The organism is Phenylobacterium sp. J426 (assembly GCF_024699945.1).
Taxonomy (GTDB): Bacteria; Pseudomonadota; Alphaproteobacteria; order Caulobacterales; family Caulobacteraceae; genus Phenylobacterium.
In genome coordinates this window covers 3,027,439-3,041,825 of the sequence record NZ_JAJOMY010000001.1, presented here as the reverse complement: position 1 = coordinate 3,041,825, position 14,387 = coordinate 3,027,439, and the positions used below count along the sequence as shown (strand labels likewise).

The window sequence follows — 14,387 nt, the reverse complement described above, 5'->3', positions numbered from 1 at the left end:
GCGCAGGCGCGGACGTTGTCTTCCGCAGGCTCAACCCGGATGCAGGCTGATCCGCGTGACGCGCGCCTTGTAGAAGGGGAAGTAGTCCGGCGTTCCGAACCAGTTGCCCCCGTCCACCGCCTCGGCCACCCGATAGCCGTCGACCTCCAGGATGGCCTCGATCGTCCCGCCGAAAGGCTGCAGCCGCCACGTTTTCTCCGGGTTCTCGCGGCTCCAGCGCATGAGGGACACCGAACGCGGTCTTCCGTCGGGGTCGACGGTGAGCTCCACCCGATGTTCATGCCCGGCGACAGTCACGATCGCCCGGGCCGTGTCGCCGTCGACCGCCTCCCACCGCACCTGTTCCGACGGCAGAAGGGCGGCGGGCGCCCAGAACAGCGACTCGGCCACCGCGCGGCCGGCCGCGGACCTGGCGATGTCGTCTCCGCCGCCCTCACGGACGATCGGGATGGCGTCGTAGAGCCAGAAGCGGGTCCAGCCCTCGCCGTCCGCATAGCCGTCGGACCCCGAGAACCACATCCCGCGGCCGCCGGCCCGAACCCGCCACACGAACCCGTCGAGCCGCAGCACCTGTCGTCCGGTCATGGAGAGATAGTTGGGCTTGGCCTTTGAGCCGAGGCTGAGCTGGCCGGTCATCTCGATGTCGGCGACGAGCCTCAGCGGGGCTCCCGGCGTAATCGCGTACAGGAAGTAGCGGCGCGCGGGTTCCGGCAGATCGGCCACCATCGCCGGATCGAACGTCCGGGGCGCTGCGGCGCCGCCCGGCCGCAGGGCGTCCATCGCCTGCTCATCCGCGCGCCGGTCGCCATCCCGCATGACCAGAAGCGACACTGCCGCCGCGCCGAAGGCGACGGCGGCCCCCCGCCCGCCAACAGAACCATCTTCCTGCGACCACCCGTCATGAGACCGCCTCCACGCCTATTTCGCGCGCGCCCGGGCGGCGGCGCCTTGATCCAGATCAGCACGCGGTCCCAGGTAAGGGGCTCCGCGCCGCCGTTCTCTCCGTGACAATTCAGATTGCCGCACGCCACGGCGCCCCTGTACGCCTTCCGGTGACGTTGCAGGGGACAAGGCCATGAAGACGCAGATCACCGAACTGTTCGGCATCGAGCACCCGATCATCCAGGGCGGCATGCACATGGTCGGCTACGCCGAGATGGCGGCCGCGGTGTCCAACGCTGGCGGGCTGGGGATCATCACCGGACTGACCCAGGGCACGCCCGAGAACCTCGCCAGGGAGATCGGGCGCTGCCGCGAGATGACCGACAAGCCTTTCGGCGTGAACCTCACCTTCCTGCCGGCCGTGACCCCGCCGGACTACCCGGGCTTCGTCGAAGTCATCGTCAAGAGCGGCGTCAAGGCGGTGGAGACCGCCGGCAACAATCCGCAGAAGTGGCTGCCCGCCCTGAAAGAGGCCGGCATCAAGGTGATCCACAAGTGCACCTCGGTGCGGCACTCGCTGAAGGCCGAGTCGATCGGCTGCGATGCGGTCAGCGTCGACGGCTTCGAGTGCGGCGGGCATCCCGGGGAAGACGACGTGGGCAACTGGGTGCTGCTGCCGCGTGCGGCGGAAGAGCTGAAGATCCCGTTCGTGGCCTCCGGCGGCTGTGCGACCGGGAGCCAGCTCGTCGCGGCGCTGGCGCTGGGCGCCGAGGGAATCAACATGGGCACGCGCTTCATCGCGACCGTCGAAGCGCCGGTGCATGAGAACGTGAAGCAGGCGATCCTCGCCGCCAACGAGCTGGACACCCGGCTGATCATGCGGCCGCTGCGCAACACCGAGCGCGTCCTGACCAACGCCGGCGTCGAGCGGCTGCTCGAGAAGGAGCGGACGCTGGGCGACAAGATCACCTTCGCCGACATCGCGCCCGAGGTGGCCGGCGTCTATCCCGCGATCATGAAGGACGGGCAGATGGACGCCGGCGGCTGGAGCTGCGGCATGGTGGTCGGCCTGATCCACGACGTGCCCACCGTGGCCGAGCTGATCCAGCGCATCATGAGCGAGGCGGACGCGATCATCCGCAGCCGTCTGGACCGCTTCGCGAGCAGCGGCGCCGCGGCCTAGTCAGCCGTCTAGCGGCGGGGCCGGCGGCCCCTCTGCAGCCGGTCGTCCCCTCCCCGCTGACGCGGGGGAGGTCGAAGCCGGCGACGCGACGCCTAGTCGCGGCGGTCGTAGCGGATCTTGGCGTTGAGGTCGTCGAGGCGGGCCATCAGGGTGTCGGCCTCGCGCGGGTCGAGACGGCCGTCACGCCAGTAGGTGCGCTCCTGGCGGCGGATGTCCTGCAGGGTGTTCATGGCCTGCTGGGATTCGCGGCGGGAGATGGCGCCGCTGTTGCGGCTGCGGACGATCCGGTTCTCGAGCCAGTCGGTGCGGGCCCGGATGTCCTCAGGGGCGTCGCGCCATTCCGAGCGGTAGCGGTAGGTATAACCAGGCGGGCCGTAGCTGTTGGCGTTTGCGCCGTAGCTGTTCGCCGACATGGCCCAGCGGCCGCTGCGATCCCAGTCGCCGGCCGGCGGGCGGCCCTCGATCCAGTTGCCGTTCCGGTCGTAGTAGCCTTGCGCATAGCTGCGCTCGACAGCGTTGGAGTGCCAGACGCCGTTGTTGTCGTACCAGCCGTAGGCGCGACGGCAGTCGCCGTTGCCCTTGGACACCTGGTTGCCGATGACCGCGCCGGCCAGGCCGCCGATGACAGCGCCTTCGTTGCGGTCGCCGCGGCCGGCCACCGCGCTGCCGGCGATGGCGCCCAGCGCGCCGCCCACGACGGTGCCGGCGATGCGGTTGTTGCGCCGCTCCTCGCAGGTCTGCTGGGCGTGGGCGAGGCTGGGGATGAGGGCCAGGGCGGCGACGCCGCCGGCGATGAGGCTCTTGCGCATTGGTTTTTCCTTCGTTCCTCGGCCAAACACCTGCGCCAAGGTGGAGGTTCCCTAGTCGCCGCGCCGGGCGGACCGGGCCGGCCCGCCCTCGTACGCGACGATCTTCACCCGCTGCCCGGGACGGAGTTCGTCGCCGTCGCGCAGGCCGTTCAGCAGCCGGAAGTGGGCTTCGGGCGCGGCCTCGACCGCCATGCGGCCCGACAGGGACTGGACCGTCTCGCCGGGGCGGACCTGGACCACCTGGATCACACGCGGACGGGCGGTACGGGCCTCCTCCCGGCTCAAGCGGCGGAACGAGCCGATCAACGGCTCGAAGGTGCGGCCGGAGTTGGCCGGGCCCAGGGTGACGAAGTGATAGGCCGTATCGGGGCCGGTGGCGTAGGCGGCCACCGTCAGGTCCAGCCAACCGCGTTGCGATTGCGCCCTGGCCGGCAGGATCACCGCCTCCAGGCCGTTGATGCGGGTGCGCTCGGGCCGCCCGGTCTGGACCTGGGTCTGGCCGACGGCCCGGCGCAGGGCGTCCTCGGCATAGGCTTCCAGGCCGCCGCGCAGCGGGGCGGTGGAGAACAGCGCCTGCTGTCCGCCCTGGCCCTCGATCTTCACCGCGCTGGAGCCGTTGGTGAGGGTGAAGCCGGGGGGCGCCTCGAAGGCGATGCCGAGATCGGGGTGGATGAAGCGGCGGCCTTCGACGAACCCCTGCCGTGGGTCATCCCCGAAGACCAGGCCGTCGATGCGGGCGAGGTACTCCGCCTCGCGCTCGGGCCCGGGCGGCTGGCCGGTGGCGCGGGCGTGCTGGACGGCGCGGGTGATGCGGTCACCGTGCAGTGGGTGGGTCTGGGCCCAGGCGGGGGCGGCCTTCTGCTCGCGGCCGCTGACGCGGGCCATCAGCTGCTCCTGGCCCTGCAGGGCGGTGATGACGTCGGCCAGAGCATAGGGGGAGTAGCCGGCGGCGGTGAGGTAGCGCACGGCGAGCTGGTCGGACTGCAGCTCCTGGGCGCGGGAGTAGGACAGGACGTTGAGCTGACCGAAGCCGCTCGCCAGCCGCGCGAGATCGTTCGAGCCCGTGGCGGCGCCGAGGATCAGCGCGCCAAGGCCGGTGATGGTGCTGCGCTGCTGGCGCTTGCCGGCGTGGTTGGCGGTGACGTGGCCCACCTCGTGGCCGAGGACGGCGGCCAGCTCGTCCTCGCTGCTGAGCAGGCCCAGCAGGCCGCGGGTGATGTAGACGTGGCAGCCGGGCGGGCTGGTGAAGGCGTTGACGACGTCGCTGTTGACCACATGAAAGCCGCAGGCGGCCCGGTGGCCGGAGACCTGGGCGACCCGGCCGCCGACCTGGGCCACGTAGGCCGCGGCCGGACCGGTGTAGAGCCCGCCGTAGGTCTCGACCGCCGCCGCGTGCTCGCGCGGCACGGGCGGATTGCCAGGGTTCATCCCCTGCGCTGCGGCGCCGGAGGCGGTCGCCTGGAGGGCCAAGGCCGCCGTGCAGGCGCCGGCCAGGATCTTGCGCTTCAGTCGCCGGGCGGTCATGGGCGTCACTCCGAGTTTGCGCCGGGGAGAAAGCGTTTTTCGCCGCTGGGTTCCGGCCCGCGCAAGGCCAAGGCTGCGGAACGCTCGCCAAGCCGGGGCGCTTGCTCTACTGCAAAGGCCCGACCCCTGCGGACTTTTCCTTTGTTAAACGGCGTTTCCCTTGAAGCGGTGATGAGCGCGGTCGCCGCCTCGCCGCTGCCCACGACCTATGTCGACCGGACCGGCGTCTACCGGTTCGTGAACAAGGCCTACGAGCGGTGGTTCGGGCAGACGGCGGACAAGGTCGTGGGCCGTACCCTGGCCGATGTGCTGGGTTCCAAGGCGGCCGAGAGCACCGAGGTTTACGTCAAGACCGCGCTGGACGGCGGGACGGTGGAGTTCGAGTCCAGCCTGGCCTACAGCCGGCGCGGCGCGCGGCGGGTGAGGATGGTGTTCGCGCCGGCCCGGGAGGCCGACGGGCGCATCCCCGGCTTCTTCGTCTACATCGAGGACATCACCGTCCGCTACGACGCAGAGGCCGCCGTGGCCGCGGCGCTGGACGGCTTGGCCGACGGCTACGTCGCCCTCGATCGCAACCTGCGCTTCACCTACGTCAACAGCGCGGCGGCGCGGCTGTACGGCCTGACCCGCGAGGAGATGCTGGAGCGCTCGATCGACGAGCTGTTCCCGGGCTCGTCCGATAGCGCGCCGGGGCGGCTGGTGCGCGAAGTGCTGCAGACGCGCAATCCTCAGCGTCAGGAGCTCCCCTCGGCCGGGCGTCCGGGCCAGGTGTTCCGGTTCGACGTGGTGCCGCTGATGACCGGCGGGGTGGCGGCGGTGATCCAGGACGTGAGCGGGACCGCCGAAACCTAGGCCGGCTCAGGGCCGGACGGCGACGACCTCGACCTCGGCCCCGTTGACGGTCACGATGTCGCCCACCGCCTTTCCCAGCAGCGCCTTCGCCAGCGGCGAGACGTAGGACACGCTGCCCCGGGCGGGATCGGCCTCGTCCTCGCCCACGATGCGGAACACCTGCCGCCGGCCGTCCTCGCGCTCGATCTCGACGGTGCGTCCGAACAGGGCCTTGTCGGCGGGCCCCTCGGGCGTGGTCAGCTGGGCGTTCGCGCGCCGCGCCGACCAGTAGCGCAGGTCGCGCGTGGCCCGAGCCATGGCCGTGCGGTCGGCGCTGACGCCGGGCCCGTCCTTGGCCGTGGCCTGGGCTTCGGTGTAGGCGGCGCGCGCCGCGGCGAGCTCGCGCTCGATGGCGGCGAGCCCTTCCGGCGTCACCAGGTTGGGGTGCGGCGAGATCGGACGGTCGGGCAGGTCGGCCGCCTGCGCCTCGTAGTCCTCTTCCCGGGTGAATGCGACGGCCATGACAGGGACTTAGGCGCTGGCCGGCCCCGGTGGAAGGGCCTCTGTCGGCTCAGGCGGGCTCGCCCACCAGCCAGGCATGCTCCACGTGGCCGAAGCCCTTGCGGTAATCGAGGACGCCGACGTTCTCGAGCATGATCTCGAACAGGGCGAGCTCGGAGCTGTCCGCGGTGTCCACGTACTGGGCCAGCTCGCTGAACTTCTGCAGGAACAACAGGCCGGCCGCGGCGGCCTCGTCGCCGTCGAGGCGGCGGGCCCGGCCGATGGCGGAGAGGCCGCGGATCTGGCTCCAGTCGCGGTACGGCAGGGTGATGGTCAGCGCGACGCGCGGGTCGCGCGCCAGGTTCCGCGCCTTCTGCGAGGCCGCCGAACAGCCGAACACGACGGAGCGGCCGTCGCTCGCATAGCTGACCGTGGTGGCGTGGGGGGCGCCGTTCTCCATCACGGTGGCGAGGGTCATGTCCTGGCCCTCCCTGAGGACGGCGGTCAGATCTTCGGGGATGGCCATGAGCAGGCTCCTTCGATGGACGACGAAGGATGTCCCGCCTCGCGGCCGTTGGCCTTGCGCTATGTCAAGACCCCGACGACAGGAGGCTCAGTCGACCGTGGCGCCGGCGCGGTGGAACTCCCCCACGCGGCGGTCTTCCTGGAAGACCTCGATGCAGGCGCAGCTGGGGTGCTGAACGAGCAGGTCGCATGCCATGACCTCGACCTCGTGGTCGCCGCGCAGGTCGAGCGCCAGGAAGGTGTCGGACGTCCCGTCGGGTCGACAGGGGTGGAAGGTATAGACCGGCATGGGGATGCTCCGTCGCTTCAGGCGGGAGCACGGAGCCTCTGGTCAGGCCACTCTCTCAGTCGCCGGCGCCCGAACTCCGTGGTCGACGATGGCTCACCATCCCACGGTTGCAGGCAAGGCGTCTGTCAGGAAACGACATAGGGGCGGAACGGCGCCGATGCTTCAGCGCCGGGCGGCGTCCAGGCTGTCGCGGATGCGGGCGGCGAGGTCGGCGAAGGTGAAGGGCTTGGTGATCAGCTCGACTCCCGGGTCGAGGCGACCGTGGTGGACGATGGCGCTGCGGGCGTAGCCTGTGGTGAAGAGGACCGGCAGGCCCGGCTGGATCTCGCGCGCGGCCTTCGCCACCTCGGCGCCGGTCATGCCGGACGGCAGGATCACGTCGGTGAACAGCAAGTCGACGCGGCCCTCCTGCCGTTCCAGAAGCCGCAGGGCCGAGGGGCCATCGTGAGCCTCCAGGACCCGATAGCCCAGCTCGCGCAGCGCCTCCACCGAATAGGCGCGGACGTCGTCGTCGTCCTCGCACACCAGGATGGTCTCATAGTTGTCGCCTTCGGGGGCGTAGGCCGGCGGCTCGTCCTCGTCGAGGTCAGCCGCTTTCGCCAGACGCGGGAAGTAGAGCCGCACCGTCGTGCCCTGCCCCACCTCGGAATAGATCTTCACGTGGCCGCCGGACTGCTTGACGAAGCCGTACACCATGGAGAGACCGAGACCCGTGCCGCGCCCCACCTCCTTGGTGGTGTAGAAGGGCTCAAACGCCTTCTCGACCACGTCGGCCGTCATGCCGTGGCCGGTGTCGGAGACCGAGAACATCACGTACTGGCCGGGCATCACCTCAAGGTTGCGGCGGGCGTAGTCGGCGTCGATGTGGGCGTTCGCCGTCTCGATGGTCAGCTTGCCGCCGGCCGGCATGGCGTCGCGGGCGTTGATGGCCAGGTTGAGGATGGCGTTTTCCAGGCCGTTGGCGTCGGCCTCGACGCGCCAGGCGCCCGGCGACAGCACCGTCTCGACCGCGACGGCCTCGCCCAGGGTGCGGTGCAGCAGTTCGGCCATGCCCTGGATCAGCTTGTTGGGATCGAGCGGCCGCGGGTTCAGCGGCTGGCGGCGGGCGAAGGCCAGCAGACGCTGGGTCAGGGTGGCGGCCCGCCGGGCGCCGGTCATGGCGCTGTCGGCGGCGCGCCGCAGGCGCGGCTGATCCGGACCGAGATGGCGCTGCAGCGTCTCGAGATTGCCGGTGACCACCTGGAGCAGGTTGTTGAAGTCGTGGGCGACGCCGCCCGTGAGCTGGCCGACGGTCTCCATCTTCTGGGCCTGGCGCAGGCGCTCCTGGGTGTCGGACAGTTCCTGCTGGCGGCGGCGCTCGGCGGTGACATCCCGGCCAGCAGCGTAGATCAGCTCGCCCTCCCGCGTCGCCGTCCAGGCCAGGACGCGGTAGCTGCCGTCGCGGTGGCGGAAGCGGTTCTCGAACGCCTCGGTGACCTCGCCGCCCACGAGGCGCGCGATCTCGCCGTGGGTATGCTCCAAGTCTTCGGGATGGGTCAGCCAGTCGGAACTGCGGCCCACCAGTTCGTCAGCCCGCCAGCCCAGGGTGCGCTCCCAGGCCGGGCTGACGCTGCGGAACGCGCCGTCGAGGCCGGCGACCAGCAGCAGGTCCTGGCTGGTCCGCCAGATCTGGTCGCGCTCGGCGGTGCGGGCCGCGACCTCGCCCTCCAGGCCCTCGTTGAGCCGCTGGAGGCGCTGAACCAGGCGCGAGGTCTCGATGCCCACAGCGGCCTGGGCGGCCAACCCCTCGACCAGTCGCTCGGCCCGCTCGTCGAAAACCCCGGCCGCGGCGTGGCCGAAGAACAGCCCGCCCACCACCTCGCCCGAGCGCAAGGTGACGGGCGCCGCCAGGTAGCTGCGCACCGGCAGGTGGCCCTCGGGCATCCCCTTGCGCGGCGCATTCTTCCCGTATCGGGCATCCTGGGTGATGTCGGCGGAGCGGACCATGCCCTCGCCTTCAAACGTGGGTGCGAAGACGGCCGTGTTGCGCGGCATCGGGAATTTCTCGAAGGCCGAGCGCTCGGCGCCCGACAGCGCATAGAGCATGTAGCTTTCGCCGTCGGCGTTGAGCAGGTTGTAGAAGAAGGCTCCGAACTCGGCGCCCGACAGCTCCACGCCGGCGTCGACAACGGTCTGCACCAGCTTCTCGAGGTCGTACTCGGCCGCGACCCGCGCGGCGACCGCGTTCAGGATCTGCAGCGCCTCGCGCTCCTCCTGCAGGGCGTCGCGGGCGACCTTCAGGTCATGAATGTCCGTGCAGGTGCCGTACCAGCGCGCTATGCGGCCGGCCTCGTCGCGCACCGGCTGGGCCCGGCCCAGCACCCAGCGGTACTGTCCCGACCTGTGCCGGAGGCGGTACTCGATGTGATAGGGTTCGCCCGTCTCGAGGCAACGGCGCCAGACCTCCCAGGCGCGGGTCTGGTCGTCGGGGTGGAACATGCCGTTCCACGCTTCGCCGTCCGTCGAGCCGTACGGCGTGCCCGTGTATTCGTACCAGCGGCGATTGTAGTAGTCGTGGAAGCCGTCGGCCCGGGTGGCCCAGATCATCTGGTCGATGGAATCGGCGATGGCCTGGAACCGCGCCTCCGAATTCGCCACCCGTTCCAGGGCGCGGACCCGGCTGGTGGTCTCGCTGACGATGCAGAGCACGCCGCCGACCCCGCCGTCGGCCCGGCGGACCGGCGAGTAGGAGACGTCGAAATAGACCGTCTCGCCCTCCCCTCCCCGACGCTCGATATAGAAGGGCCGGTCCTTGGCATGGAAGGTTTTGCCGCTCGCGCGGACGCCGGCGAGGAGCGGCTCGAGGTCGTCCCAGAGTTCACGCCAGTGCTCGATCGCCGGGCGGCCGAAGGCGCGCGGGTGCTTGTCGCCGATCGTTGGCGCATAGGCGTCGTTGTAGAGCGCGACGTAGTCCGGGCCCCAGAACAGCACGATCTCGGCCTTCGCGGGCAGGATCAGATCGACGACGGCGCACAGCTCTGCCGGCCAGTCGGCCTTGCCGCCCAGAGGCGACACCGTCTGGTCGAGCGATGCCATGATTTCAGCGACGGACTGGACCTTGGCCCCGGACATGCTTCCCCCCCACGCCCGGGTCGACTTAGGCGCCAAATGTTAAGCCCCGAATCCGCCGAAGGTTCCGCCGCCGAACGGCGTCAGGCGACGGCTTTGCGATAGAGATGCCAGGTGGCGTGACCCAGCACCGGCACCACGACGATCAGCCCGAGCAGGGCCGGCAGCGCGCCGAGCGCCAGGGATCCGGCGACGATGAGGCCCCAAAGGGCCATGATTCCCGGATTGCGGGCGACGACCTTCAGCGAGGTCCGGATGGCGACGTCGACGTCCACCCGCCGATCCAGGAGCATCGGGAACGAGATGGCGCTGATAGCCAAGGTGACGGCGGCGAAAACGAAACCCACGGCGACGCCGATGATCGCCATCGCCCAGCCCTCGCCCGTGGCGAAGACCTGCGCGAGGAAGCTGCGGAAGGTGACCGGCGGCGCGTCGGCGAAGGCCAGCAGGCTGATCTGGTAGGCCACGCCCAGCCAGGCCAGGAACAGGCCGACCAGGATCAGCCCCATCAGCAGGATGCCGCCCATGCCGGGCGCCCCCAGCACCGAGGCCGCATGCCACCAGCGGGCGTCCTCGCCGGCCTCGCGACGGCGGCTGATCTCGTAGAGGCCGACGGCGGCGAACGGGCCCAGCAGCGCGAAGCCGGACACCAGCGGAAAGATCATCGGCAGGAGGTCGTAGCGGAGGAAGGCGGCCGCCAGGACAAGGCCCGCCAGCGGATAGAAGATCGCGATGAACGCGACGTCGTCGCGCGCGGCGGCGAAGTCGGCGACGCCGCGGCGCAGGGCGTCCTTCAGGTCGGCCGCGGTCAGAGGCAGCACCTCCGGGACGTGGCGGGCGTGAACCCGGCCGAGCGGATCGGCCACGCGACCGCCGCCGGAGAGCGCCCAGCTCAGCCGCTTGAGAACGTATTCGAACGGATTACCGACGGTCGCAGCCATCACAGCACCTCTCGGGCCTTGTTCTCGGCAAGGCCGCGGCGCGGCGCGAGGCTCCTATCGTACGCAAGGGTCCGGCGCTGGCCGCCGCCTTGGGTTACGGCGCCAGCATAGCATGGATGGGCAGGCGCGTGCGCATCACCTGCGCTCGACCGCGCTCAGCGCCTAGCGGCCGCCGCGATACTGCGGACGCGGGTGCGCAGCCCCGACGCGCGGCGCGTTGTCGCGGTGACGGTAGGTGATGCGGCCGCGATCCATGTCGTAGGGCGTCATCTCGACCGTGACCCGGTCGCCGACCATGGCGCGGATGCGGTGCTTCTTCATCTTGCCGGCGGTGTAGGCCAGGATTTCGTGCTCGTTCTCGAGCTTCACCCGGAAGCGGCCTTCCGGCAGGAGCTCGGTGATCAGGCCTTCGAATTCGACAAGTTCTTCTTTCGCCAAGAGTGTTCCTTTCAGGCGTGGACAGGACGTTCTACGCATCAACGCAAACCGTGGCCGAACCGCTTCGTCGCGCCAGGCCGGGCGACGGGAACGGAACTGGACGTGATGTGCGCCAATGGGCGCCGCATCGGACGTTGATCGACCGCTTCGGCAGCGGCACAGACCCGACGGCGCGCGCCCCTAGATAGGCGATCGTACGGCAAATTGACAGGAGTTCCTCGCCCGACGGGCGTCACGGGCCCGGCGCGGCGAACGCGCCGGCCGCGAGCCAGGCGGCGACGGCGACCAGCAACAGCGCCGCGCCGCGCTGCAAGGCGACCAGCCGACCGTCGCCAGCCAGGGCGTCGGCCGCCCGGGCCGCGCCCAGGACGATGGCCAGGTGCACCGCGATGCTGACCGCAATATGCACGAGCCCCAGCGCCAGCGCCTGGACCTCGACGCGTCCGGCGTCCGGGTCGAGGAAGCCCGGAAGCAGCGAGACGTAAAGCAGCGCCGCCTTCGGGTTCAGCAGGTTGGACACGAAGCCCCTGACGAACAGGCGCGGCTCGTCGATTCGCGCCGGGTCGGCAGGCCTGCCGGCTGTCCGCCAGGCGTCCGCCGCGAGCCAGAGGAAGTAGCCGACGCCCAGCCACCGCAGGGCCTCCAGCCACGACGGCCGCGCCGCCATCAGCTCGGCAAGCCCGCCGATGGAGGCGAGGAGGCAGAGCCCCAGCCCGGCGGTGACTCCGGCGATGGTGACCAATCCCGCGCGCCGTCCGGCCTGGCCGGCCACGACCGCGAGGTAGCCCATGTTGGGGCCGGGGGTCAGTTCGAGCACCAGCACCGCGAAGAAGAAGGGCGCCAGCCGGGCGAGCTCGGGCACGGATCAGCCGCCCGCTGCGCGGTGGAAGCTCAGGTGGAGGCTCATGGGCGGACCTTAGGGACCCTTTCCGCCGCACCCTTGATACAGCGCAATGTGCGGCGCGATCTCCGAGGGCAGGCTTCGGCAGGACGTGGAGCTAAGCCATGGATCGCTTGAAGGGCAAGACCGCCGTCGTCACCGGGGCGGCCGTGGGCATCGGAGCCGCCATCGCGCGGCGGATGGCGGAAGAAGGCGCCGCCGTCGCCCTCACGGACGTTCGCGCAGAAGAAGGCCTGGCGCTGGCCGAGGACCTGCGCCGCGCGGGCCATCAGGCCGGCTTCTGGACCCTGGACGTGGCGCGGGAGGCCGAGGTGCAGCGGGTGATCGGCGAGATCGCCCAGCGGTTCGGCGGCCTGCACATCCTGGTCAACAATGCCGGCGTGGCCGGGGCCAACAAGCCGACGCATGAACTGACCGAGGCCGAGTGGGACTTCGTGCAGGCGATCAATGTGAAGGGCGTGTTCTTCTGCACCAAGCACGCCATCCCGCATCTCCGCCAGGCCGGGTCGGGCTCGATCATCAACCTCTCGTCCATCTATGGCCTGATCTCGGCGCCGGACGTGCCGCCCTACCACGCCTCGAAGGGCGCCGTGCGGCTGATGAGCAAGACCGATGCTCTGCTCTATGCGCCGGATCGCATCCGCGTGAACTCTGTCCATCCGGGCTTCATCTGGACCCCGATGGTCGAAGGCTTCCTCCAAGGCCAGGGCGACGTAGACGCCGGGCGTGAGGCCGTCGCGGCGCTGCATCCGCTGGGCCATCTGGGCGAGCCCGACGACATCGCCTGGGCCTGCGTCTACCTGGCCTCGGAGGAGTCCAAGTTCGTCACCGGGACCGAAGTCGTCGTCGACGGCGGCTACACCGCCCGCTGAAGAAGGAGATGTCGATGAAGGCCGCCGTCATCCGCGCCCATCCCGCGCCGGACAGCCTGAACGCCGCCCTGGCCAAGGCCTGCGCCGAGGCCCTGACGGCCCAGGGGCATCAGGTGATCGTTCGCGATCTCTACGCCATGGGGTTCGACCCCTGCCTTCGGGCCGAGGAGATCCCGGGTCCCGGCGAGCCGCGCTTCGGGCCCGACGTGCTCGCCGAACGGGAGCGGCTGGCGGACGTCGACCTTTTCGTCCTCGTCTATCCCGTCTGGTTCAACGGGCCGCCGGCGATCCTGAAGGGCTATGTCGACCGGGTGTTCGGCATGGGCTTCGGCTTCACGCCCGCCTTCGGCGGAAACGAGCCACGGCTGACGGGCCGGCGGCTGCTCAGCTTCACCACCTCGGGCTCGCCCGACCACTGGATGCGGGACACCCACGTGCTGCACGATCTCGAGCGGCTGTTCGACCATCATCTAGCCGGGACGTGCGGCCTGTCCGTCGTCGACCACGTCCACTTTGGCGGCATGGTGTCAGACGTGCGGCCCGACGTGATCGACGAGGTCCTGCTGCGGGTGGCACAGACGATCCGAGATCAGATCCCCGCGGGCGGCGCCGCCTGATCTCTGACCGCCGGTTGAGGCAGATCAATGCCGCCGGCCGAACCGGGCGCACAGTGAGACGGCAACCGCAGGAGGTCGTCATGTCCATGACCCAGGATCGTCCCGTACCGGCCGCGCGTTCGGCGGCCCGTTGCTTCGCCACCCTTCTCGTCCATGCCGAACCGGAGCTTTCGGCGTCCAACCGCGTGGAGGCCGCCGCCCATCTGGCGCGGGACGGCGACGCCCTGCTGATCGGCGTGGGCGCCGAGATGCTGGACGCGGCGTTCTCGATGGATCCGTTCGGCGGCGTCGTGCTGGCGGAATGGCTGACCGCCGCCCAGCAGCAGATCGACCGGAACATCAGGGCCGCCGAAGAGGCCTTCCGCCGCGACGCCGCCGGCGTCCGGATCGAGTGGCGCCAGGCGAACGCCTTCCCCGACCGCGCCCTGATCGACGCCAGTCGGGCCGCCGACCTGATCGTCATGAGCCCGCCGCGGCAGGACGCCTCGTCATATCGCAGCGCCGATCCGGCCGAGGTGGTGATGAAGAGTGGCCGACCGGTTCTGATCGTGCCGAACGAGGCGCGCAGGCTGCGGGCGGAGCGTGTGGTCGTGGCGTGGAAGGACACACGCGAGACCCGCCGCGCGATCGCCGACGCCATGCCGTTCCTGATCGCCGCCCAGGAGGTGATCGTCACCGCCGTGTGCGCCGACAAGGACGTCGAGGCCGTGGCGTTCCAGGCCGGCGACGTGGCGGCCATGCTGAAGCGCCAGGGCGCGACCGTGCGGACCGAGGTGGTCACCGGTCGTGACGAGGCCGTGGCCGGCGAGCTCGACCGCGTGGCGCAGGCCGCGGACGCCGACCTGATCGTCATGGGCGCCTACGGGCACAGCCGGGCGGCGGAGTGGGTGTTCGGCGGCGTCACGCGGACCCTGCTGCGCGAGCCGCACCGGTTCATCCTGACCAGCCACTAGCAGCCGGCCGCCC

At 70.6% G+C, this 14,387-nt stretch carries 14 protein-coding genes and 1 pseudogene; 5 read left to right on the top strand and 10 right to left on the bottom strand.

From position 1 onward, the window contains the following. Positions 1-30: 30 nt before the first annotated feature. Positions 31-831, bottom strand: a complete 801-nt coding sequence (locus tag LRS10_RS16045; RefSeq protein ID WP_257838149.1) for a DUF6544 family protein — start codon at positions 829-831, stop codon at positions 31-33. Between the two features lie 244 nt (positions 832-1,075). Between LRS10_RS16045 and LRS10_RS16040 the strand changes: the two genes are divergently transcribed. Then, positions 1,076-2,065, top strand: coding sequence for a nitronate monooxygenase family protein (locus tag LRS10_RS16040; protein WP_257838148.1), 990 nt, complete (start codon positions 1,076-1,078; stop codon positions 2,063-2,065). Positions 2,066-2,157: 92 nt separating this feature from the next. Here LRS10_RS16040 and LRS10_RS16035 read toward each other — a convergent pair whose 3' ends face one another. Next, positions 2,158-2,874, bottom strand: coding sequence for a glycine zipper 2TM domain-containing protein (locus LRS10_RS16035; protein ID WP_257838147.1), 717 nt, complete (start codon positions 2,872-2,874; stop codon positions 2,158-2,160). A 51-nt stretch (positions 2,875-2,925) separates the two neighbouring features. After that, a complete protein-coding gene (locus LRS10_RS16030) occupies positions 2,926-4,398 on the bottom strand; it encodes a M48 family metalloprotease (protein ID WP_257838146.1) in 1,473 nt (490 codons plus the stop codon). A gap of 171 nt (positions 4,399-4,569) precedes the next feature. Here LRS10_RS16030 and LRS10_RS16025 point away from each other — a divergent pair, with 171 nt between their 5' ends. Further along, positions 4,570-5,250 carry a PAS domain-containing protein gene (locus LRS10_RS16025; protein WP_257838145.1) on the top strand — a complete coding sequence of 227 codons (681 nt, stop codon included), beginning with the start codon at positions 4,570-4,572 and terminating at the stop codon, positions 5,248-5,250. 6 nt (positions 5,251-5,256) lie between these two features. On the opposite strand, the gene greA is transcribed toward LRS10_RS16025, so the two are convergent. The 7 genes and pseudogenes from greA to LRS10_RS15990 form a co-directional block, all read right to left on the bottom strand. Next, positions 5,257-5,751 (bottom strand): transcription elongation factor GreA, encoded by a 495-nt coding sequence (gene greA / locus LRS10_RS16020; protein ID WP_257838144.1) that lies wholly within the window; start codon positions 5,749-5,751, stop codon positions 5,257-5,259. Positions 5,752-5,800: 49 nt separating this feature from the next. Further along, positions 5,801-6,256, bottom strand: a complete 456-nt coding sequence (locus tag LRS10_RS16015; RefSeq protein ID WP_257838143.1) for a pyridoxamine 5'-phosphate oxidase family protein — start codon at positions 6,254-6,256, stop codon at positions 5,801-5,803. A gap of 87 nt (positions 6,257-6,343) precedes the next feature. Then, positions 6,344-6,544, bottom strand: coding sequence for a hypothetical protein (locus tag LRS10_RS16010; RefSeq protein WP_257838142.1), 201 nt, complete (start codon positions 6,542-6,544; stop codon positions 6,344-6,346). A gap of 162 nt (positions 6,545-6,706) precedes the next feature. Further along, positions 6,707-9,655 (bottom strand): PAS domain S-box protein, encoded by a 2,949-nt coding sequence (locus tag LRS10_RS16005; protein ID WP_257838141.1) that lies wholly within the window; start codon positions 9,653-9,655, stop codon positions 6,707-6,709. 80 nt (positions 9,656-9,735) lie between these two features. Further along, positions 9,736-10,593 carry a DUF2189 domain-containing protein gene (locus tag LRS10_RS16000; RefSeq protein WP_257838140.1) on the bottom strand — a complete coding sequence of 286 codons (858 nt, stop codon included), beginning with the start codon at positions 10,591-10,593 and terminating at the stop codon, positions 9,736-9,738. Positions 10,594-10,815: 222 nt separating this feature from the next. Further along, positions 10,816-11,070, bottom strand: a pseudogene (infA, locus tag LRS10_RS15995) (translation initiation factor IF-1); the annotation flags it as partial. A 193-nt stretch (positions 11,071-11,263) separates the two neighbouring features. Beyond that, a complete protein-coding gene (locus tag LRS10_RS15990; protein ID WP_257838139.1) occupies positions 11,264-11,893 on the bottom strand; it encodes a LysE family translocator in 630 nt (209 codons plus the stop codon). Positions 11,894-12,036: 143 nt separating this feature from the next. On the opposite strand from LRS10_RS15990, the gene LRS10_RS15985 reads away from it, so the two are divergent. The 3 genes from LRS10_RS15985 to LRS10_RS15975 all read left to right on the top strand — a co-directional run bounded on the left by LRS10_RS15985 (position 12,037) and on the right by LRS10_RS15975 (position 14,374). Next, entirely contained in the window at positions 12,037-12,804 is a 768-nt protein-coding gene (locus LRS10_RS15985) for an SDR family NAD(P)-dependent oxidoreductase (protein ID WP_257838138.1), read from the top strand. Positions 12,805-12,818: 14 nt separating this feature from the next. Beyond that, positions 12,819-13,421 carry an NAD(P)H-dependent oxidoreductase gene (locus LRS10_RS15980; protein ID WP_257838137.1) on the top strand — a complete coding sequence of 201 codons (603 nt, stop codon included), beginning with the start codon at positions 12,819-12,821 and terminating at the stop codon, positions 13,419-13,421. 80 nt (positions 13,422-13,501) lie between these two features. Continuing rightward, positions 13,502-14,374, top strand: coding sequence for a universal stress protein (locus LRS10_RS15975; protein ID WP_257838136.1), 873 nt, complete (start codon positions 13,502-13,504; stop codon positions 14,372-14,374). Positions 14,375-14,387: the final 13 nt, after the last annotated feature.